Below are 20,186 nucleotides of genomic sequence, written 5' to 3' on the forward strand. Positions count from 1 at the left end.
GTTCTCAGCCCCCCCGGCCGGCTGCCTGGCGGCGGGGCCGCCCCCCCCCCCCCGCGCGCCCCCCCGCCCCCCCCCCGGGGGCGGGGGGGCCCCCCCCCCCCGCGCCCCCCCCCCCCCCCCTCTGCGTTGTCGGTGGTGCCGTCGGGAGGGATGAGGGCGTTGCGGCATCGGGTTTCGGCCAAGGAGGGGTCCGAGAGGTGAGAGGAGGGCCGGGTTCCCGGCGGGGTTCTGCTTCAATGGGGCCATGGTCGGCTTCCAGAAGTTCTCCGCGACGGGTCGCCATGACCTCGAGCCCTTCTGGCCCTCCCGTCAGCACGACGACTTCGACCGTGTGTGTTGCCGCGCGACGACCGCGCCGGCCCGCTGACGCCGCACACACCGGCCTCCGGCCAGCGCGACACGAGTACCTCCCGACGGACCTCTCGCGCGAAAGAGCTGACCTCTCATGGCGAACCCTGGTTCCCTGTCCCGTTCCGCCTCCCGCCCTCTCTCCCCCGCACCCGCCCCCGGCGGCTCCCGGCACCGGCTGCGGGCCGTCGACCCGGAAGAGGTGAGGGGGGTGCCGAGCCTCCTCCCGCCGGGCGCCACCTGGCTGCCGGCTCCGCAGGAGGCCCTGCCCTCCCTCCCGGGCCGGCCGCCGATGGTCGGGTACCTGGTGCTCGTCCCGGCCGACCAGCAGCCGCCCTTCCTGCCGGTGGCGGCGACCGGCGCCCCGGCGACGGCGGACGACCTCGCCGCCACCGGCACGGGCCCCACCGGCACGGACGCCACCGCCGACCCCCTCATCCGTGTCGACCCCCAGCGCCGCACCGCAGAGGTCGCCGGGCGTGAACTCGACCTCACCTACCTGGAGTTCGAGCTGCTCGCCCACCTGGTCGCGCACCCGCACCGGGTGCACACCCGCGACCAGCTGGTGACCACGGTGTGGGGCTACGGGCACGTGGGCGACGGCCGCACGGTCGACGTCCACATCGCCCGCCTCCGCCGCAAGCTGGGCGCGGAACACCGGCAGGCGATCCTCACGGTCCGCCGGGTGGGCTACAAGTACGCGCCACCGGCCGGGGACTGACGCCGGGCCACCACCGTCCGCGTCTGCCCTCGGCAGATCCCGCTTCCCCCGTGCCCCTGCGCCGGGCAGAGTCACTCCCATGAGACTGCTGATGCTGGGTGGCACGGAGTTCGCGGGCCGGGCGGTCGTCGAGGCCGCCCTCGGGCGGGGCTGGGACGTCACCGTCTTCCACCGGGGGGCGCACGCGGCCCCTCCCGGCGTCCGCGAGGTGCTGGGCGACCGCACCGCGCCGGACGGACCCGACGGCCCCGGCGGGCTCGGCGCACTGGCGGCCGGTGACTGGGACGCCGTCGTCGACACGTGGTCGGCGGCGCCCCGCGCGGTGCGGGACACGGCGCGGCTGTTGCGGGGCCGCGCCGGACGGTATGTGTACGTGTCGAGCTGCTCGGTGTACGCCTGGGCCCCACCCGCCGGTTACACCGAGGACGCGCCGCTGGTCGAGGGCGCCGAGCCGGGCGCGGACCACACCGAGTACGCCCGCGACAAACGGGGCGGCGAGCTGGCCGTCGTCGAGTCCTTCGGGTCGGAGCGCTCGCTGCTGGTGCGCGCCGGGCTGCTGCTCGGGCCGTACGAGAACGTCGGCCGCCTGCCGTGGTGGCTGACCCGGATCGCCCGTGGCGGCCCGGTACTGGCGCCGGGCCCGCGCGAGCTGCCGGTGCAGTTCGTCGACGTCCGCGATCTGGCGGAGTGGATCCTGGACGCGGTGGAGCGGGAGCGTTGCGGACCGTTCAATCTGACCGGTCCTCGCGGGCACACCACCATGGGCGAATTGCTGGAGGCGTGCGTGCGGGTCACCGGCGCCACGGCCGAGCTGCGCTGGACCGAGCCCGAGGCGGTGCTGGGGGCGGGGATCGAGCCGTGGAGCCGGCTGCCGGTGTGGGTGCCGCCGGGCAGCGAGCTGCACGACGCCCTGCACGGCGCTGACGTCTCCCGCGCGCTGGCCGCGGGGCTGCGCTGCCGGCCGGCCGGCGAGACGGTGGCCGCCACCTGGCGCTGGCTGCGGGAGATCGGCGGGACGGCGCCGCAGCGGCCCGACCGGCCACCGGTGGGCCTGGATCCGGAGGTGGAGGCGAAGGTGCTCGCGGGCGGCGGAGTCCACGGCCGGTGAAAACGGACGCTCTCGTTCACTCGCCGTCGGCGATCAGCAACTCCCGGTACCCCAGGGGCTGTTGGTTTTACAGAGTCCTCACGGACTTCTCAACGATTTCCGGGACGGCTGAACACCCGAGGGACGCGCTCCGTATCTGAGGGAGCCGCTTCACTCCTGTCGGGCGCCTCGATGCTGCCCCGCAAGGAAGTCAGAGGAGTTCCATGGGACGCAACACACGAAAACGCCGTACGCCGCTGGCCACCAAGGCCATTGCCGCATCGGCGGCCCTAGCGCTCGGTGGGGGCGGGCTTGTCTGGGCCAACTTCTATGCCTCGGCGCACGAGGACAACGACTGGTCGAACCGGACGAAGTCGACATCGGCCCAGGTGGCCACGATCGACTGTCCCGACGTCGGCCAGGAGATCTCCGAGGTGCCGGACCAGGCCCGTGGGGAGGTGGACGGCGAACTGGCGACGCTCGACCAGCAGATCACCGAGGCCTACCAGCGGCTCGCGACCACGCGGGACGCCCAGGCGAGGGACGGCAGTTACGTCCAGAACGCCATCCTCGGCCCGCTCAAGGACCGCCGGAAGGTGATCATCGACCGTATCCAGCTGGAGATCAACCGGGCCGGCGGCAGCGCCTCCGAGCAGCTCGACAACCTGTCCCCCTGCACCGGCAAGCCCGTCGAGCAGCCGCAGACCAACGACGGCGGGAACGGCCAGAACGGTGACGGCCAGAACGGTGACGGGCAGGACCAGGGCGACGGCCAGAACGGTGACGGCCAGGACAACGGTGACGGCCAGAACGGCGACGGGCAGGACCAGGGCGACGGCCAGAACGTGGGCGACAACGGCAACGGGGCCGCGGGCCCGGTGGCCGCGGACTTCGTCGACATCACGACCGTCCAGCCCAACGTGCCCCCGGCGAACGGCAACGGCCTGAAGGCGAACGGGAACTCCGGTTCCCGGGGCAGCTTCACCACGTCCTGCGGTGTCAACGAGAACGACCTGTTCAACAGCGACAACCTGATCGTCGCCCCCGGCGTCGACAACGGCGCGCACCACACGCACGACTACGTCGGCAACCAGGACAACGACGCCTTCTCCAGCGACGAGGACCTGGCCAACGCGGAGACCTCCTGCCAGAACCAGGGTGACAAGTCCACGTACTACTGGCCGGTGCTCCGGCTCCAGGACGGCACCCAGGAGTTCGACGCGGGCGACCTGGGCGGCGGCGCCGAGGGCAACGTCGGGCAGATCCTCAAGGCGCAGCAGGCCGAGATCAAGTTCGTCGGCAACAAGGCGGGCAAGGTCGTCGCGATGCCGAAGTTCCTGCGGGTCATCACCGGCGACGCCAAGGCGTTCACCAACGGCGACGCGAACGCCAACGCCTCGCTGAGCTGCACCGGCTTCGAGGACCGGCAGCTGACCGACAAGTACCCGATCTGCCCCGAGGGCAGCCAGCTGGTACGGACGGCCAACTTCCAGAGCTGCTGGGACGGCCAGAACATCGACAGCGCCAACCACCGCGACCACGTCGACTTCGTCCAGGCGGACGGCACCTGCGCCAACGGTTTCGTGGCGATCCCCCAGCTGCAGATCCGGCTGGTGTACGACGTGCCGGCCCCGGTCATCGAGAACGGGCAGCTCCAGAGCCCGTTCGCGGTGGACGGCTTCCCGGAGCAGCTCCACAAGCCGATCACGGACCACAACGACTTCATCAACGTCATGGACGAGAGCCTGATGAACAAGGTCGTGAAGTGCATCAACCGGGGCAAGAACTGCCAGTGACCCACGGGCGGGCCGACTGACCCACGGGAAAGCCGGCGGCGGGGAGACCCGCCGCCGGCTTTCGGTTTTCCCGAACCGGCGAGTCAGCTGTCGTGGTGACCGGAGTGCGAGGAGCCGCCGGGGTGCGAGGTGCCCTGTTCCCCCTGCTTCCCGCCGTGACCGGAGTGGTCGGTCCCGACCTCCACATCCCCGCCGAGCCGGCCGCGCAGCTCCGTCAGCACGTTCTCGTGCCCGACGGCGACCCACTTGCGGCCGACGAGGTAGTAGCCGCCGTAGTCCTTGGCCGTGTTGATCCACTCCCGCTGACCGCGGTCGGTGGCGAAGGTGGCGAGGATGTACTTCTCCTTGCCCTGCTCGCAGATGGCCTGCCGGATCTCGTCCTCGTCGGTCTGCATGTCGGGCTCGCACTTCACCTCGGCGGCGAGGTGCTCCAGGCTGCCGGTCGCCGTCTCCGGCACGGCCGCCTGGTCGCCGTCGGAGCCGCAGCCCGCCAGCGCCAGCACCGCCACGGCACCGCTCAGGGCGAGCATCGGTCGGGTCAGCCTCATCTGTTCCTCCGGTCGGTCATGGAGCGGACGCACCTGCGCCTCAGTTCGATACGGCTCCGGCGGACGCCGTGCTCAATGCCGCCCGCTGCGCCTGTTCGCCGGCCCTTCGTCAACCCCCGGAGGCCACTCACCCGTGTGCGGTGACCAACCGCCCATTCGCTCGTTCTGCTGAACGTGCAGTCACAGGATGTCGCCCCGCGCCCCACGTCTTCCGCTTCCGCCCCGGTCGTCGACGTCGAGCAGGCCGAGGCCGCGCTCGTCGAGCACTATCCGCGGCTGGTCCGCCTCGCCTACCTGGTCCTGCCGCCCGCCCTGGGCCGCAACCGCCGGGTGCTGACGGCGCACGCCCTCACCCAGCGCGCGCTGCCCCGCGGCCGCGCCGCGGCGTCCGTCATCCCGGCCCAGTCCACCGGCCGCGACGGCGATCCCGGCTACGCCTTCGTCCGCCTCCAGGTGCTGCGTACGGCACTGGAGGCGGGCCTGCCGCTGCGGCGCAAGGCCTGGCCGAAGCGCTCCCAGCTGCCGCCGCTGCTCCCCCAGGTGTGGGGCCTGCGGCTGTTCCCGCGCTCCGGCGGCGCCGACGAACTCGCTCTGGACCAGCAGCTGTCCGCGCTCTCCGCGCCCGCCCGCGCCGCCTTCGTCCTGCGGGGACTGGAGCGGCTGCCCGACAGCGACGTCCACCATGTCCTGCGCACCGCCGGCGTCGCCGACCCGGACGCCGCGCTCCACGAGGCCGACGGCGTCCCCGCGCGGTACCCGCTGCTCGACTCCCCCGAGTTCGACCCCTGTTCGTTGCAGGCCAGGCCCACCGATCTGATGCGCCGCCGCCAGCACCTGAAGGCCGCGCTCGCCGCCGCCGCGGCCGCCGCCGTGTGCGGGGCGCTGATCGCCCTCCCCGGCGACGGCTGGGGTCCCGACGGCGCCGCGGCACCGCCCTACGCGCAGAACCCGGCGGCCCAGGCCGCCCTCGACCCGGGCAGGCTGGTGAAGGTCTCCCCCGTCGCCTGGCAGTCCGCCACGCGCACCGACTTCTCGGTCTGGCCCGCACGCGGCGACCTCACCACCGATCGCGCGCTGCTGCGCCGCGCCCTCGCCGTCTGGGCACGCCCGGGCGAGGCGGTCCAGGTCTCGGCGACCCCCGGCACCCCGTCCGGCGGCCCGGCCGGCCCGCCGCAGCTGCTGTACGCCGGACAGGTCGACAACGCGCGCGTGGTGATCTTCTACGACGGTCTGCGCATCGCCCGCTACGCCGAGCCGAAGGACGGCACGGCGGGCGCAGCCCTCGACTTCGCCCGTGCCGACGGCGCGAGCCGGATCGAGTCGAACGCGGTGGTGCTGAACCGGACCGACGGCAACGTCCGCTACCTGACGGCGCCGTGGGTGAAGAAGGCGGCCGAGCGGGACCTGCTGAAGCCCGGCTCCGGCGCCATGGATCTCGCCCTGACGGACGGCATCACCGCACCGCTGGCCAGCCCCGCCACCCAGACCGGCGCCTGCACGTCCTGGAACGTCCTGCAGATCACCGACGACGCCGGTACGCGGCTGATGACGGACCTCGGCGAGCTGGTCCCGGCCCGTCTCACCACGGGACGGCCGGGCGCGGCGCACGACGCGGCGGGGTCGGAGGCGCTGCGCACCTGGGCGCCGTTCGGCTGCTCGCTGGGTGACCTGCGCGGGCACGGCGTGCGGTCGGTGAACGCCTGGCAGTACGCGGAGCAGCCGTTGCCCGACGCGAGCGGCACGGCGGCGTGGGTGTGCACGCGCGGGGAGACCTGGCGGGGCGGCGGCGAGCGGGTGCAGGCGCAGTTCCACACGCCGGGCGGGAAGTACGGGGCGGTCGCGGCGAAGGCCGAGAACGTGGCGGCGTGCGGGGCTCGCGATCCTCAGGTGCTGGCCGGGGTCCTGTGGAAGTCCGCCGCGGGGTCCTGGTACCTGCTGGCGGCGGGCAGCCGGGACACCGCGTCGATCAGTGCCACGGGCGGTGTGCGCCAGACCGCCCAGGGCAATCTCCTGGCCGCGAAGGCGAAGCAGGGCGCGCAGGCCGGGCTGAGGGCGACCCTCACGGACGGGCGGACGATCGACGGCCTGCGGTAGCTGACACCGGCGTCAACAAGTCGCCGCACATGGGTTCCGCGACGACTTACCCGTCAGTACATTGACGCCATGTCTCATAAGCAGGCCCGGGCGCCCCGCCCCGTGGAGTCCGAGCGGATCCCGCTCAAGGCGCGGAACGTGTCCTTCTCCTGGGAGGACACGCCGCTGCACTGGGTGCCGGGTGATCCCTTCACCACGCACACCATCAACGTGCTGCATCTGCTGCTGCCCGCCGGTGAGCGGTGGTTCGTGCACGTGTACAAGCAGGTGCTGCCGTACATAGGCGACGACCGGCTGCGCGAGGACGTGATCGGCTTCATCGGGCAGGAGGCGATGCACTCCCAGGCCCACGACGAGGTGCTGCCGCATCTGAAGGAGCAGGGACTCGACCCGACGCCGTACACCGCGCAGGTGGACTGGCTGTTCGAGAAGCTGCTCGGCGACCGGACGCTGCCGCCGGGCCGTGCGCGCCGGTGGTGGCTGATGGAGCGGGTCGCGCTGATCGCGGCGATAGAGCACTACACCGCCTTCCTCGGCGACTGGGTGCTGAACGCCGAAGAGCTGGACCGGCGCGGCGCCGACCCGACCATGCTGGACCTGCTGCGCTGGCACGGCGCCGAGGAGGTGGAGCACCGGTCCGTCGCCTTCGACCTCTTCCTGCACGTCGACGGCGGCTACGGACGCCGCGTCCGCACCTGGGCGACCGCCTTCTCGGCGCTGGTGTTCCTGTGGCAGCGCGGGGCGCGTTTCTTCATGGAGAACGACCCGACGCTGCTCGACGGCAGGGCCACGGTCAAGGACTTCTACGTGCGCGGCAGGCGGGGTGTGCTGCCGGCGACCGGTGACATGGTGCGGTCGATACCGCGCTATCTCAGCCGCGCGTACCACCCGTCGCAGGAGGGCTCCACCGAGCAGGCGGTCGCCTATCTCGCCTCCTCACCCGCCGCTCGCGCCGCCCTCGCCGGCGGGAAGGGGGAAGCGTGATGGCGAAGCTGCGTACCGCGGTGGTCGTCGCGGGAGCCGCGCTGCTGGCCCGGCGGGCGATGCGGCGCCGGATCCGGGTCTCGCCGCTGTGGCCGATGCCCGCCCTGGACGAGCCGGTCTCCGGCCGGCCACGCTCGCGGGCGCTCCGGCTCCGGGTCACCTCGCGGGAGACGGTCGCCGAGGGGGTCGTGCAACTGCGCCTCGAAGGGCACGACCTGCCCCGCTGGGAGCCCGGGGCGCATCTGGACCTGGTGCTGCCCTCGGGGCTGGTGCGGCAGTACTCGCTGTGCGGGGACCCGGACGACACGTCGTCGTACACCGTCGCCACCCGGCTGGTGCCGGACGGGCGGGGCGGCTCGTGGGAGGTGCACGAGCGGGTGCGGGAGGGCATGGAGGTCGAGGTGCGGGGACCCCGGAACCGTTTCCCGCTCGTCGCGGCCGGCTCCTACGTGTTCGTCGCCGGGGGCATCGGGATCACGCCGATCCTGCCGATGCTGCGGGCGCTGCCGGAGGGGGTGGAGTGGCGGCTGCTGTACGGCGGACGGACGCGGGCGTCGATGCCTTTCCTGGAGGAGGTCGAGAAGCTCGGCCGGGAGCGGGTGACCGTGGTGGCCGAGGACGAGGCCGGACTGCCGGATCTGGACGCGCTGTTCGCGGGGGCCCGGGAGGACGCCGTCGTGTACTGCTGTGGGCCCGAGGGCCTGATGGCGGCGGTCGGGGAACGTGTCCCCGGAGTCCGTCTGGAACGGTTCGCACCGAGGAGGCCGGCCGGTGGAGACGGCGCCTTCGAGGTCGAACTCCGGCGCAGCGGGCGGACGCTGACCGTCCCGGCCGGCAGCAGCGCGCTCTCCGCGGTGCGCGCCGAGCTGCCGAACACGGCGTACTCCTGCGAGCAGGGCTTCTGCGGGACCTGCCGGCAGCGGGTGCTGGAGGGCGAGGTCGACCACCGGGACGAGTTGCTGACCGACGAGGAGCGGGGCGACTCGATGCTGATCTGTGTCTCGCGGGCGCGAAGTGAAAGACTTGTGCTGGATATGTGAATGGCTCCACAGCACCCGGATCGGTCCTGTCCGTTCGAGGCTGGATCCGATCGGTAAGGTGTTCGTATGTCTACCGGGGTTCGCCGCAGAATGGGTGTCGAGGAGCGGCGGCAGCAGTTGATCGGCGTGGCCCTCGAACTGTTCAGCCGCCGCTCTCCCGACGAGGTCTCCATCGACGAGATAGCCGCCGCCGCGGGCATCTCACGCCCGCTCGTCTATCACTACTTCCCGGGCAAACTCAGCCTGTACGAAGCCGCGTTGCAGCGGGCGGCGGACGATCTGGCGGGCCGGTTCGTCGAACCGCACGAGGGTCCCCTCGGGGCCCGGCTGCGGCGGGTGATGCACCGCTTCTTCGACTTCGTGGACGACCACGGCCCCGGTTTCTCGGCGTTGATGCGGGGCGGTCCGGCGGTCGGCTCGTCGCGGACCAACGCGCTCATCGACGCGGTACGGCAGGCCGCGTACGACCAGATCATGTCGCATCTCGGCATCGCGGACCCGCCCGCGCGGCTGGAACTGGTCGTTCGCTCCTGGATCTCGCTGGCCGAGTCCACGGCGCTGATCTGGCTGGACGGCCGGCGCATCCCGCGCGACGAGCTGGAGGCCCAGCTCGTCAACGACTTCGCCGCGCTGGCGGCGGTGAGCGCGACGTACGACGAGGAGACGGCCACGCTGATCCGCCGGGTGCTGAAGGACGAACCGATGGACGGCCCCTTCACCGACCTGGCGGCCCGCCTGATCGCGCTGGCGTCCTAGGGCCCAGGTCCGCTCCTGCTCAGCCGTCGAGCTTGCGGTACGACGGGTCGAGGTCGCGCACCTCGGCGGAGGCGTGCAGGGCGAGGCCCCCGGCCGGCTTCACGTGCTTGCGCAGGAGTTCGAGTACGGCCTCCGTCAGCCGGGCCTTGGTGTCCTCGCCGCGGCCGGCCAGCAGTCCGAGCGTGACGTGCACGACCGCGTGCCCCTCGGTCTCGTCCCCGACCGCGGTGTCCTCGGCGCGGCGGAACTGCGTCTTGCAGGCCGGCGGCTTCGCGGCCGCGATCTCCACGACCGCGGTGTGCAGCGCCCGCGCGAACGCGGGCCGGTCGAAGTCGTCCGCCAGCGTCGCGGAGTAGTCGACGGTGATCTGCGGCATGGGTGCTCCTGTGCTCCTGCTGTGCGGGGGACAGGAGCACCCTAACCGCAGCTCCCGGTCAGCCCGCCCGGGTGAACACGGCGACCGTCCGCCCCGGTACGGCGAACGTGCCGCTGCCGGCCTCGTACGACGCCCCCGTGACCACCGCGTCGGCGCCCCTCGCCTGCACCGGGTGCAGCCGGTAGCCGCCCCCGGCGAGCGCGGCGACCCGCTGCTCCTGGCGCTCCGGCGTCGCGTTGAACACGACGACCAGGTCACCGAGGCGCATGGTGATCACGCCGGGCGTCTCGCCGGTGCCGGACAGCGGGAAGGAGAGCTGCTCCTGGACCTGCCCGGCCGTGCCGAGGGAGAAGGCCTTCTCGGTCGTACGGATCTTCAGCAGATCCCGGTAGGCCGCCGACGCCCCCTCGATCTGGGCGCACCCGACGCCGACCGAGCCCAGCAGCGGCTTGGCGTACGGCCACTTCGGGCGGTTGTCGGCGGCCGGCGGCAGCCCGCGTCCGAAGCCGTTGCCGTCGGCGCAGTTCCAGTGGACGGCGTTGAACCAGTCACCGCTGTCGTAGGAGTTGCGGTCCAGCGACTTGGAGCGCAGCAGATCGGTGCCGGCCTGGGACAGCGACGGTCCCTGCGAGAGGGTGGCCGTGGCCATCGCGAGCACCTGCATGCGGGCCCGGTCGGCCGCGCTCGTGCCGGCCGGCAGCTTGAAGGCGAGGGCGTCGAACAGGGTCTCGTTGTCGTGGGCGTCCGCGTAGGCGAGGGCGTCGCCGGGGACGGCCGCGTATCCGGCCGGCTGACCGTTGTAGTCGACCTCGGAGCCCTTGACCTGCTTGCCGCTGGTGTCGGTGAAGCGGTAGCCGGCGAGGTTTCCGGAGAGTCCCACCTTGATGAGGTCCTGGTAGTGCAGCAGGCGGGCCTTCTGCTCGGCCGGGGTGCCGTTTGCCGCCGAAGAGTTGGGCTCGGTCCACAGGCCCGACGCGAAGCCCTGGACGCCGGGGTCCTCGTCGAAGGGACCGCCGCCGCGCACGGCGTCACGGGCCCGGTCGGAGAACGTGGCGATCCCGGTGCCGGCCATGTTCTTCTGTGTGGCCTGCTCGAAGCGGGCGTCGTCGGCGATCTCGCCGAAGTTCCAGCCCTCGCCGTAGAGAATGATCTCCTTGCCGTTCACGCCGTCCCGCTCGAGGGTGAGCGCGTCGAGGGCCTTGCGGACGGCGAGGATGTTGGCCTTCGGGTGGTGGCCCATGAGGTCGAAGCGGAAGCCGTCCACCTTGTACTGCGTGGCCCAGGTGACGATCGAGTCGACGACGAGCTTGCCCATCATGGCGTTCTCGGGCGCGGTGTTGGCGCAGCAGGTGCTGTTCGCCACCGAGCCGTCCGCGAGCAGCCGCTGGTAGTAGCCGGGCACGATCCGGTCGAGGACCGACGTGCGGGCCTGGCCACTGGCCGCGGTGTGGTTGTAGACGACGTCCATGACGACCCGCAGACCGTCCTCGTTGAGCGCCTTGACCATCCGGCGGAACTCCACCGTGCGGGCCGTGCCGTCCGGGTCGGTGGCGTAGGAACCCTCCGGGACGGTGTAGTGGTACGGGTCGTAGCCCCAGTTGTAGGCGTCACGGGCGGCGATCGCCGCGACGCACTCCTGCTGGCGCTCCGAGTCCGCCGGGAAGGAGGCGAGGTCGCAGTCGGCCTGCGCCTGGTCCTCGCGGCGTTCGGGGATGGTGGCGATGTCGAAGGCCGGCAGCAGATGCACGTACGAGGTGCCCGACTCGGCGAGCTTGCGCAGATGCCTGCTGCCGTCGCTCGCCTTGTCGGTGAAGGCGAGATAGGTGCCGGGATGCCGGGCGGTGCGGTCCTCGACGGAGAAGTCCCGGATGTGCAGCTCCTGGATCTGCGCGTCCCTCAGCGGCACGGCCCGGGGCTTGCGCAGTGACGTCCAGCCGGCGGGGGCGAGGGCGCGGTCGCCGAGGTCGGCGAGCAGGCTGCGCTCGGAGTCGGCGGTGAGGGCCGGCGAGTAGGGATCGGTGACCTTGTTGGTGACGACTTCGCGGACGCCGGGGGCCCAGACCTTCACGACGTACCGGTAGGGCTTGTCCTTCCAGGACGCGGGGCCGGTGACCGACCAGACGCCGGTGGTGTGGTCGCGCCGCATCGCCCTGAGGGAGCCGTCCAGTTCCAGGGAGACGCTCTGGGCCGTGGGCGCCCAGACGGACAGCGTCGGCCGGCCCTTGTGGAACGCCGGGCCGAGCTTCGCCTTCGTCGCGTCGTACAGGTCGTCGAGCACGCCGGCGATCTGGACGCCGGTGGCGGCGAGCACGGCGCCGTTCGCGGCGCGCTGGGAGGCGACGAGCTGGCCGCGCAGGGCCTCACGGACCCGGTCACGGTCCCGCGGGTCGACGGACCAGGCCGTGTAGTCCTTCAGGTGGGGGAACCTGGCCTTCTGGGCTTCGGTCAGGGCGCTCCTGGTCAGGCGCAGCCACTTGGCGTCGCCGGTGAGCGTGCCGTTCCCGGCCTTGATCGCGCCGTCACGCGAGTACAGCAGCTGGGTGGACGCGGCCGCGTCGGAACCGTTCCAGGCCACCGTGTTCCGGTCGAGCCAGATCGCCTTGGAGGTCGTCAGGTCGAGCGCTGCCGCGCTGCCCGCCGGCTGCGGGAGCAGGTACTTCTCCTGGCCGTTCAAGAGCCACACCTCGTGGCCGTTCGCCTTGAGGTCGAGGCTCTGGTCGGTGGCCAGATCCTTCTCGTCGCCCTTGTGGATGATGTAGCTGAGGCTGGTGGCACCCTCGGTGAGCGGTACCTCGAAGACCGCGCCATAGGAGTCAGTCTTCACCGGCATCAGGGGCTTCGACCAGTCGGTGGGCTGCGCGGCGCCCGTCCAGACGTGCATCCCCCAGCCGTCGTAGCTGCCGTCGGCGCGGTGGTAGTGGAGCACCGCCTTGGACTTGTCCTGCGCCGGGTACTCCGGGCGTTCCGTGCGGACGGTCTCCTTGCCCTGCTCGATCCAGACCTCGCCGGTCCTGCTCAGGTCGATCGTGCGGTCGGCGGCGACATCCTTGTTGCCGTCCTTGTCGATGACGAGGAAACCGACGTTCGACGCGCCGGGCTTGAGCTTGACGTAGGCGAAGGCGCCGTAGGCGTCGCGGCCGGTGAAGGGGTGGCTGTCGGGCCAGGTGGTCGACTCGCCGTCGGCGAGGTCGCCCCAGGCGTACAGGCCCCAGTCGGCGTAGTTCCCGTCCGGGCGGTTGTAGTGGACGATCGCGTAGTCGCGGGAGGTGGCGGTGGGGGGCTGCTCGACGGGCGGGGTGCCGGTGGTGGAGGCCGCCAGGGCGCTCGCGGTGCGGCCGCCGGAGTCGACGACGACCGCCTTGTAGCGCAGGGCGGTGCCGGGCTCCACGTCCTTGCCGACGGTGTGCGTGACCTTGTAGGGGGCGTGGTCGGCGGAGCCGAGGGTGCGCCACTTGCCGGTGCCGGTCCGGGCGGCGAAGACCACGCGGTTGCGGGCGCCGCCGTCGACATCGGCGGTGATTTCGACCGTGCCGGTGGCGCCGGGGGCCGGGGCGTCGAGGGTGATCGTCGGCTCGGTGGCGGGCGCGGCGGGTGCACCGGCCGCCTTCAGGACGATCGCCGAACCGGCCGGGACGGTGACGGTGAGTTTCCCGTCGGCGGCTGTCCGCGCCGCGGTCCTGGTGCCGTGGAGGGCGCGGAACGTGGTGGCCGGGGTGTCGGTCGGGAAGGTGGCCGTCTTCGCCTCGTCGGCGTTGTTGAAGGCGACGACGTACTCCGTGCCGCGCTTCGCGTCCGTGCGGGAGACGGCGTAGACGCCGGGGCCGTCGGCCGCGTACCGCTCGGTCTGGACTCCGTCGGCGAGGGCGGGATGGGCCTTGCGCAGCTTGGCGAGAGCACTGATCTGGCGGTAGAGCGGTGCTCCGGCGTCGTAGGCGTCGACGGCGTGCGTGCGGTCGGTGCCGAGCTGGTCGTCGTCGAGGTAGTCGGCGGCGGTGGAGGCGAACATCGTCTGGCGGGCGTCCTTGTCGCCGCCCGCGCCGGTGAAGCCCTGCTCGTCGCCGTAGTAGATCACCGGGTTGCCACGGCTGAGGAACATCAGCTCGTTGGCGAGCCCGGCCTTCCTGACCAGCTCGGCGTCGCTCGCACCGGGGTTGTCCTGCTTCAGGAAGGTCCCGATGCGGCCCATGTCGTGGTTGCCGAGGAAGGTGACCTGCTCGTACGCGTTGGCCGTGCCGGTCGTGTACTTGTAGTCGTCGCCGAAGACCGAGGCGAGCCGCTCGGCGCTGCCGCCCTGGGAGGCGTAGGCGCGGGCGGCGTCCTGGAAGGGGAAGTCGAGCGTGGCGTCGAGACGGCCCTGGGTGACGTACGGGGACGTGACGGACGTGTCCGCCGAGTACACCTCGCCGAACATGAAGAAGTCGTCCCGGCCCCGCTTCGCCGCGTAGGAGTCGAGGGCGGTGGCCCACTGGGTCCAGAACTCCATGTTGACGTGCTTGACGGTGTCGATCCGGAAACCGTCGATGCCGAAGTCCCTGACCCACCGCTGGTAGATCTTCTCCATGCCCTCGACGACCTCGGGACGCTCGGTCCACAGGTCGTCCAGACCCACGAAGTCCCCGTACGTGGCGGACTCGCCGGCCCAGGTGGAGTCGCCGCGGTTGTGGTACATCGCCGGGTCGTTGAGCCAGGAGGGGACCTTGAGGTTCCGCTTGGCTTCGGGCACGACGGGCGTGCGCGGGAAGGAGCCCTTGCCGACCTCGGGGAAGTCCCGCCTGCCGTCCGCGTGGTCGGCGTCGTCGAAGGGCTCGCCGTCCTCGGTCAGGTACGGGAAGGCGCCCTTGGAGAGGTAGTCGTAGGACTTCTCCTCGTAGTCGACGACGTCGGCGGTGTGGTTGGTGATGACGTCGAAGAAGACCTTCATGCCCTTGGCGTGAGCCTTGTCGATGAGGGTCTCCAGGTCCTCGTTGCTGCCGAAGTGCGGGTCGACCTGGGTGAAGTCGGTGATCCAGTAACCGTGGTAGCCGGCCGAGGCGTCGGCGCCCTCGCCCTGCACCGGCTGGTTCTTGAAGATCGGGGCGAGCCAGATGGCGGTGGTGCCGAGGCCCTTGATGTAGTCGAGCTTCCGGGTCAGGCCCTTCAGATCGCCGCCCTGGTAGAAGCCCTTGTCGGTCGGGTCGTAACCGGTCGCGAGACGCGAACCGGTCAGTCCGCCCCGGTCGTTGCCCTTGTCGCCGTTGGCGAAGCGGTCCGGCAGCACGAAGTAGAACTGCTCACGGGTCAGGTCGTGCCGTGCGGGCTCAGCGGCGAGCTGCGCGTCCGACGGCGGCGGGGGCGGGGCGGCCGCCCGGGCAGCGAGGGGCTGCACCAGCGCTGCGGCGAGCGCGGCCACGGTGACGGCCGCGACCCGTCCGGCATGGGCGGTACGGCGCCTGCGGGGCGCCGGCCAACTCGGTATCACGAGCGTGAACTCCTTGCGATTGCGGCTCTGTTGAGTCCTCGGGTCCGACCCCTGCGCCGCGGCACGGCTCCTTCGCCGGGCGCCCGGCGCGACCGTATCGCCGACGAAAGGTTTACAGCAAGAGTGTTGAAACGCTTAGCAAGAAGTTTCAGCGCGGAGTGGGACGACGCCGGGCCTGGACGACTCGGCCTCCGGCGACGCCGCCCGCGAAGACGCCGTCTGCGACCGGGCGGCGAAGTGACGTGTGGTTGACGGCTGTTGGGGCCGCCACGCGACCCGGCCCTCCTCGGCCCCAGCCGGCCCGGTCAGCGCAGGTCGAGCCGCATCAGGATGCGAGGATGCCCGGCCAGGACCGACGTGGTGTCGGCGGCGTGGACGAAGCCGGCGCGTTCGAAGTTCTTGCGGAGGCCGGCGTAGGCCATCGTCAGGTCGACCTTGGCGTCGCCGTTGTCGAGGGCGTACGCCTCGATCGCCGGGGCGCCGTGGGCGCGGGCGAAGTCGACCGCGCCGGCGATCAGGGCGTGCGTGATGCCCTGCTTGCGGTGGCCGGGGCGGACCCGGACGCACCACAGCGACCAGACCGGCAGGTCGTCGACGTGCGGGATCTTGCGGTTGCGGGCGAAGGACGTGTCCGCGCGGGGCGCCACCGCGGCCCAGCCGGCCGGCTCGTCGCCGTCGTAGGCCAGGACGCCGGGCGGGGGGTCGGCGCGGCACAGCCGCGCGACGTGGTCGCCGCGGGCCGGGCCGCGCAGCTCCTTGTTGAGCTTGGACGGGATCCGGTAGCTCAGGCACCAGCAGACGTCGGCCGCGGGTGACCTCGGGCCGAGCACGGCGGCGACGTCCTCGAAGACCGAGGCCGGGCGAACTTCGATGGCCATGGCACCACCATGTCACGCCGCCGCGTGCCTCCGTCAGGGAAGCGTCGCCGCGGGCGGAGTCCAGCGGTGGCCGCGGGGCACCGCGGTGGAGACGCCGTAGTCCTTCTTGAGCTGCTCGGGGATGGCGTAGTGCATGACGCGTCCGCGGGTCAGGGAGGAGAGCTCGAAGATCGTGGTGAGATGGCCGAGGCGGTCCAGGGCCCAGGCGCCCAGTGGTGAGCGGTCCTCGATGGTTTCGAGGACGCCGAGCAGGTGCGGAAGGGTCCGGACGACGGTGTCCCACGGGGTGCGCGGCACCTGGAGCCAGTCGGCGCAGGTGTCGCCGACCAGGTGGCGGATGAGGGCGGAGACGATCGGGTCGAAGAGGGTGCCGGGCACGACCTCCTCGTAGAGGTCGATCAGCTGCCGGGTGAGGTGCGCGCCTTCCTCGGACGGGCCCATGTGCCGGACCATGTAGAGATCGAGGAACCGGCGGGCCTCGTCCAGGGTCCTGGGTACGGCGTCCTGGTCGACGCCGAGCATCGCGCCGACCACACGCCAGGCGTAGTAGTAGGCCTCCGCGCCTTCGGCCGACATGTGGATGCCGAGCCGGTGCAGGCTGTCCAGCACGAGCAGGGAGAAGAACATCTGCCCGCCGATCATGTCCTCCTGGCAGATCGGCGTGCCGAGCGCGGCGGTGTCCCAGGCGTTCTCGCGTCCCAGGTGGTGGCGGATGGCGGCGTGCAGGAGGCGGACCTTCTGGGCGGCGGGGATGAAGCGGCTGCCGGCCTCGAAGGCGCCTGGCTGCATCAGGTGAACGGTGAACTGACCGGTCTCCGCCATCCGTTTCGAGGGGTACTTCAGTCCGTGCGTGGCGGACAGCAGCCGCGCCACATGCGGGACGACGTAGCAGGCGGGCATGGAGGCGAAGGACAGGGCCGTGGAGATGTGGACGTTGTTGTCGATGAAGAACAGCCGGGCCTTCTCCATCTCCGCCCAGTCGACCCAGTCCGGCGGAGCGCTCGTGGCCCGCAGGTACTCCCGGGCGACGTCGGGCAGTCCGTCCGGCAGCGGGGCGCCGGCGGTGGAGACGTAGCGCATCAGCGTGTTGAACTTGCCGACCTCGCCTCGCTCGAACAGCGTGGCGACGGTGGCGTCGGCCAGTTCGTCACCGGCCCGTCGCAGGGCGTCCATGGATGCCTCGGTGCAGGTCACGGTCATGGCAGGGCTCCTCGTGGTCAGGACGGCCGGGTCGCGGCCGAGTGCGCCAGCGCGGTCAGGGCGGCAAAGGCGTGCGCGGGCACGGCCAGTTCGTGGAGGGCGCCGAGCGCCTCCTCCACCCGCGCGGTGATCATGTCCTCGACGCGGTCGGGGGTCTTCAGCCGGCGCATCACCTCGCGCACCGCCTCCAGGCCGTCCCTGTCCAGGTCGCGCCGGCCCAGCAGGGCGCGGAGCCGCTCCCGGTCGTCCGCGCCGGCCACGCGCCAGGTCTCGGCCAGCAGGGCCGTGGGCCGGTGGCCGCGTACGTCGTCGGTGTTGGCCTTGCCCGTCCGTGCCGGGTCCCCGAACAGGCCGAGCAGGTCGTCCCGCAACTGGAACGCCTCACCCAGCGGCAGCCCGTAGCCGGCGTAGCCCTCGCGCAGCCGCTCACCCGCGCCTGCCAGGGCGCCGCCGATCAGCAGGGGCTGCTCGACGGTGTACTTGGCGGTCTTGTACCGGATCACCTTCAGGGACTCGGCGGTGTCCGGCTCGGCTCCGGTCCGCAGGATCTCCAGGCATTCGCCCGCGATCAGCTCCCGGGCCAGCACCGACCAGAGCGGGCGGGCCCGGGCGAGATACGCGGCGGGCAGACCGCTGGTGGTGAAGAGCTGCCCGGCCAGCCCCATCAGCAGGTCCCCCACCAGCATCGCCAGCGACCTCGCGGCGGCGGCGCCGCGGGGGCGACGGCGTACGGCACCGCGCAGCGCGACGTGCGCGGTGGGCCGGCCGTGCCGCAGCGGACTGTCGTCGATGAGGTCGTCGTGCACGACCGCGGCGGCGTGCACCAGCTCCATGGAGGCCGCCGCCCGAACCAGTGCGTCGCTGTCGGGTTGTCCCGCCGCGCGCCAGCCCCAGTAGCAGAAGGCCGCCCGCAACCGCTTGCCGTCCGCGACCGCCGCCTCCAGCTGGTCGGCCACGGGGCCCAGCGCCGGATCGATCGCCGCGAACTGCTCGGCCTCCCGGGCGACGAAGTGACGCAGGACCCCGTCGACCCGGGACCGGAAAGCGGCCGGCTCCCACCGGTCAGATGTCATCAGCGGTCCGTCGCGCCTCGGCGTGCCGGGCCAGGATCTCCAGATGGGCCGGGGGGACGGCCGTGTACCGGTCCAGGACCAGGCGCCCCCGCGCCAACAGGTCGTGCTCGGCGTCGGCCGCCAGTGCGGCGGTGTCCGAGCGGCGTAACAGCCCCCGGGCCGTCCCCAGGGCCGAGCTCATGGCGCTCACCGCCAGATCGGCCAGTCCAGCCACGAGCAGTACCGCCCGCTCCTCCGGTCCCCCGCCGCGTCCCGCTTCCCGCGTCATGCCACTCCCCACCCAGCAGGTACGGGCGGCGCCGGTCGTACGCCGCCCGTACCAGCATCAGGACACGCCGCTCATGGGAGTGGAGGAACTCCCGACCGGGTGAAGAGCCGTACGCCCGTACGGATCGCGCTCAGCAGCTCGGCCTGCCCGTGTGAACCGCCAGCGCGGTGTTGCCGCCCAGGGTCGCCGTCAGCCGGCCGGAGCCGTCCACCGTCACCGTGGTGTTGTTCTGGACGTTGCAGTACGTCCCCGCCGGCAGCGACGTCTGGTACGTGCGGGTCAGGGAACCGGGCTCGTGGTTGATCGCCACGAAGCCCTTGTTGCCCCGGCCGAAGGCGATCGCGTCGCCGCCGTTGTCCCACCAGTTGGTCACCGACTGGCCCCGCGTGGCGTTGCGGAAGGCGACCATGCGCTGGATCTCCGGCCAGGCGTGCTGGCACTTCCAGCCGTTCTGCCAGCAGGCGTCGACCCGTCCGCCGTTCGGCGGCCCGGCGTCGTGGTCGGTGAACTCGTAGCCGGAGTTGATGTCGGGCGCCCCGTAGGGCCAGGCCAGCATGAAGACGTTGGCCAGGGTGTAGTTGGCGTTGTCCTTGTAGCTCAGCGTGGAGCCGTTGCGCTCGGTGTCGTGGTTGTCGACGAAGACACCGGAGACACCGCTGCTCATGTACCCCCAGCCCTCGCCGAAGTTCTTGAGGTAGGCGAGGTTCTCGTTGTTGAAGACGCGCTTGAGGTCGTAGGCGTAGCGGAACTCCTGGACGTCGCCGTTGCCGGTGTACTCCGCCGGCTGGACGGCCTCTCCGCTGCCGAAGATGACCTCCTGCTTCCAGTAGGCCGACGGGTTGCTCAGGCGGGACTTGATGTTCGCCAGGTCGGCCGCCGGCATGTGCTTGGCCGCGTCGACGCGGAAGCCGTCGACGCCGAGGGAGAGCAGGTCGTTCATGTACTTGGCGATGGCCCCGCGGACGTACTCCTCTCCCGTGTCCAGGTCGGCGAGGCCCACCAGTTCGCAGTGCTGGACGTTCCAGCGGTCCTGGTAGTTGGTGATCTGGGCCGTGCAGTTGTCGAAGTCGAACGAGGAGTACAGGCCGGGGTAGTCGTACTTCGTGTACGACGAGCCGCCGGTGCCGGTGCCGCTGCCCGCCGCCATGTGGTTGACGACCGTGTCGACGACCACCTTCACCCCCGCCGCGTGGCAGGTGTTCACCATGTTCCGGAAGGCCGTACGGTCGCCCAGGCGCCCGGCGATCTTGTAGCTGACCGGCTGGTACGAGGTCCACCACTGGGCGCCCTGTATGTGCTCGGCAGGCGGGGAGACCTGCACGTAGCCGTAGCCTGCGGGGCCGAGGGTGCTGGTGCACTCGCGGGCGACCGAGGCGAAGTTCCACTCGAACAGGACGGCGGTGACGTCCTTGGTGCCGGGCGGCGAGGCCTGCGCCTCAGTCGGGTGCATGACAAGGGCGGATGCGGTGGTGGCGGCTGCGAGGGCGGCCACCCAGGGAAGAGTTCTGCGTGCCATGTGGGGTTCCTTCACCGTTGAAGGCTCTTGCTGAAAACTTTCA

The 20,186-nt window shown here is 71.8% G+C and carries 15 protein-coding genes; 7 read left to right on the top strand and 8 right to left on the bottom strand.

The annotated features are described in order from the left end of the window. Window positions 1-445: 445 nt before the first annotated feature. From ACIHCM_RS01530 to ACIHCM_RS01540, 3 genes are all read left to right on the top strand, one after another. Window positions 446-1,069, top strand: a complete 624-nt coding sequence (locus ACIHCM_RS01530; protein WP_399887613.1) for a winged helix-turn-helix domain-containing protein — start codon at window positions 446-448, stop codon at window positions 1,067-1,069. A 79-nt stretch (window positions 1,070-1,148) separates the two neighbouring features. Then, a complete protein-coding gene (locus ACIHCM_RS01535) occupies window positions 1,149-2,177 on the top strand; it encodes an NAD-dependent epimerase/dehydratase family protein (RefSeq protein WP_399887615.1) in 1,029 nt (342 codons plus the stop codon). A gap of 203 nt (window positions 2,178-2,380) precedes the next feature. Next, complete coding sequence (locus ACIHCM_RS01540) at window positions 2,381-3,952, top strand: DUF1996 domain-containing protein (RefSeq protein ID WP_399887617.1); 1,572 nt, start codon at window positions 2,381-2,383, stop codon at window positions 3,950-3,952. An 83-nt stretch (window positions 3,953-4,035) separates the two neighbouring features. Here the strand turns inward: ACIHCM_RS01540 and ACIHCM_RS01545 are convergent, their stop codons facing one another. Then, entirely contained in the window at window positions 4,036-4,500 is a 465-nt protein-coding gene (locus ACIHCM_RS01545; protein WP_399887619.1) for a hypothetical protein, read from the bottom strand. A gap of 174 nt (window positions 4,501-4,674) precedes the next feature. Here ACIHCM_RS01545 and ACIHCM_RS01550 point away from each other — a divergent pair, with 174 nt between their 5' ends. The 4 genes from ACIHCM_RS01550 (at window position 4,675) to ACIHCM_RS01565 (ending at window position 9,374) form a co-directional block, all read left to right on the top strand. Then, the gene (locus ACIHCM_RS01550; protein ID WP_399887621.1) at window positions 4,675-6,594 is read left to right on the top strand and encodes a hypothetical protein; all 1,920 of its coding nucleotides are present in this window, start codon (window positions 4,675-4,677) and stop codon (window positions 6,592-6,594) included. Window positions 6,595-6,663: 69 nt separating this feature from the next. Next, a complete protein-coding gene (locus tag ACIHCM_RS01555; RefSeq protein ID WP_399887623.1) occupies window positions 6,664-7,578 on the top strand; it encodes a metal-dependent hydrolase in 915 nt (304 codons plus the stop codon). Beyond that, a complete protein-coding gene (locus ACIHCM_RS01560) occupies window positions 7,578-8,618 on the top strand; it encodes a PDR/VanB family oxidoreductase (RefSeq protein ID WP_399887625.1) in 1,041 nt (346 codons plus the stop codon). The genes ACIHCM_RS01555 and ACIHCM_RS01560 overlap by 1 nt, the downstream gene beginning before the upstream one ends. A gap of 66 nt (window positions 8,619-8,684) precedes the next feature. Next, window positions 8,685-9,374, top strand: coding sequence for a TetR/AcrR family transcriptional regulator (locus ACIHCM_RS01565; RefSeq protein WP_399887627.1), 690 nt, complete (start codon window positions 8,685-8,687; stop codon window positions 9,372-9,374). Window positions 9,375-9,393: 19 nt separating this feature from the next. Here the strand turns inward: ACIHCM_RS01565 and ACIHCM_RS01570 are convergent, their stop codons facing one another. From ACIHCM_RS01570 to ACIHCM_RS01600, 7 genes are all read right to left on the bottom strand, one after another. After that, window positions 9,394-9,750, bottom strand: coding sequence for a 5-carboxymethyl-2-hydroxymuconate Delta-isomerase (locus ACIHCM_RS01570; protein ID WP_399887629.1), 357 nt, complete (start codon window positions 9,748-9,750; stop codon window positions 9,394-9,396). A gap of 58 nt (window positions 9,751-9,808) precedes the next feature. After that, window positions 9,809-15,208, bottom strand: coding sequence for a pullulanase-type alpha-1,6-glucosidase (pulA, locus tag ACIHCM_RS01575; protein ID WP_399887631.1), 5,400 nt, complete (start codon window positions 15,206-15,208; stop codon window positions 9,809-9,811). Window positions 15,209-15,513: 305 nt separating this feature from the next. Further along, window positions 15,514-16,086 carry a GNAT family N-acetyltransferase gene (locus tag ACIHCM_RS01580; protein ID WP_399887633.1) on the bottom strand — a complete coding sequence of 191 codons (573 nt, stop codon included), beginning with the start codon at window positions 16,084-16,086 and terminating at the stop codon, window positions 15,514-15,516. A gap of 33 nt (window positions 16,087-16,119) precedes the next feature. After that, window positions 16,120-17,280 carry an oxygenase MpaB family protein gene (locus tag ACIHCM_RS01585; RefSeq protein ID WP_399888682.1) on the bottom strand — a complete coding sequence of 387 codons (1,161 nt, stop codon included), beginning with the start codon at window positions 17,278-17,280 and terminating at the stop codon, window positions 16,120-16,122. A gap of 23 nt (window positions 17,281-17,303) precedes the next feature. Then, complete coding sequence (locus tag ACIHCM_RS01590) at window positions 17,304-18,359, bottom strand: polyprenyl synthetase family protein (RefSeq protein WP_399887635.1); 1,056 nt, start codon at window positions 18,357-18,359, stop codon at window positions 17,304-17,306. After that, entirely contained in the window at window positions 18,349-18,627 is a 279-nt protein-coding gene (locus ACIHCM_RS01595) for a polyprenyl synthetase (protein WP_399887637.1), read from the bottom strand. Before ACIHCM_RS01595 ends, ACIHCM_RS01590 begins: the two co-directional genes overlap by 11 nt. Before the next feature lie 130 nt (window positions 18,628-18,757). Further along, on the bottom strand, window positions 18,758-20,143 hold the full coding sequence (locus ACIHCM_RS01600; protein WP_399887639.1) for an alpha-amylase family protein: 1,386 nt from the start codon (window positions 20,141-20,143) through the stop codon (window positions 18,758-18,760). Window positions 20,144-20,186: the final 43 nt, after the last annotated feature.

Origin of the sequence: Streptomyces sp. NPDC052023 (assembly GCF_044548465.1) — a bacterium.
Taxonomy (GTDB): domain Bacteria; phylum Actinomycetota; class Actinomycetes; order Streptomycetales; family Streptomycetaceae; genus Streptomyces.

Bases quoted from the DNA above. Each gene is read 5' to 3' on its own strand.
- ACIHCM_RS01530 (WP_399887613.1), top strand. From the start codon at position 446: ATGGCGAACCCTGGTTCCCTGTCCCGTTCCGCCTCCCGCCCTCTCTCC.
- ACIHCM_RS01535 (WP_399887615.1), top strand. From the start codon at position 1,149: ATGAGACTGCTGATGCTGGGTGGCACGGAGTTCGCGGGCCGGGCGGTC.
- ACIHCM_RS01540 (WP_399887617.1), top strand. From the start codon at position 2,381: ATGGGACGCAACACACGAAAACGCCGTACGCCGCTGGCCACCAAGGCC.
- ACIHCM_RS01545 (WP_399887619.1), bottom strand. From the start codon at position 4,500: ATGAGGCTGACCCGACCGATGCTCGCCCTGAGCGGTGCCGTGGCGGTG.
- ACIHCM_RS01555 (WP_399887623.1), top strand. From the start codon at position 6,664: ATGTCTCATAAGCAGGCCCGGGCGCCCCGCCCCGTGGAGTCCGAGCGG.
- ACIHCM_RS01560 (WP_399887625.1), top strand. From the start codon at position 7,578: ATGGCGAAGCTGCGTACCGCGGTGGTCGTCGCGGGAGCCGCGCTGCTG.
- ACIHCM_RS01565 (WP_399887627.1), top strand. From the start codon at position 8,685: ATGTCTACCGGGGTTCGCCGCAGAATGGGTGTCGAGGAGCGGCGGCAG.
- ACIHCM_RS01570 (WP_399887629.1), bottom strand. From the start codon at position 9,750: ATGCCGCAGATCACCGTCGACTACTCCGCGACGCTGGCGGACGACTTC.
- ACIHCM_RS01580 (WP_399887633.1), bottom strand. From the start codon at position 16,086: ATGGCCATCGAAGTTCGCCCGGCCTCGGTCTTCGAGGACGTCGCCGCC.
- ACIHCM_RS01590 (WP_399887635.1), bottom strand. From the start codon at position 18,359: ATGACATCTGACCGGTGGGAGCCGGCCGCTTTCCGGTCCCGGGTCGAC.
- ACIHCM_RS01595 (WP_399887637.1), bottom strand. From the start codon at position 18,627: ATGACGCGGGAAGCGGGACGCGGCGGGGGACCGGAGGAGCGGGCGGTA.
- ACIHCM_RS01600 (WP_399887639.1), bottom strand. From the start codon at position 20,143: ATGGCACGCAGAACTCTTCCCTGGGTGGCCGCCCTCGCAGCCGCCACC.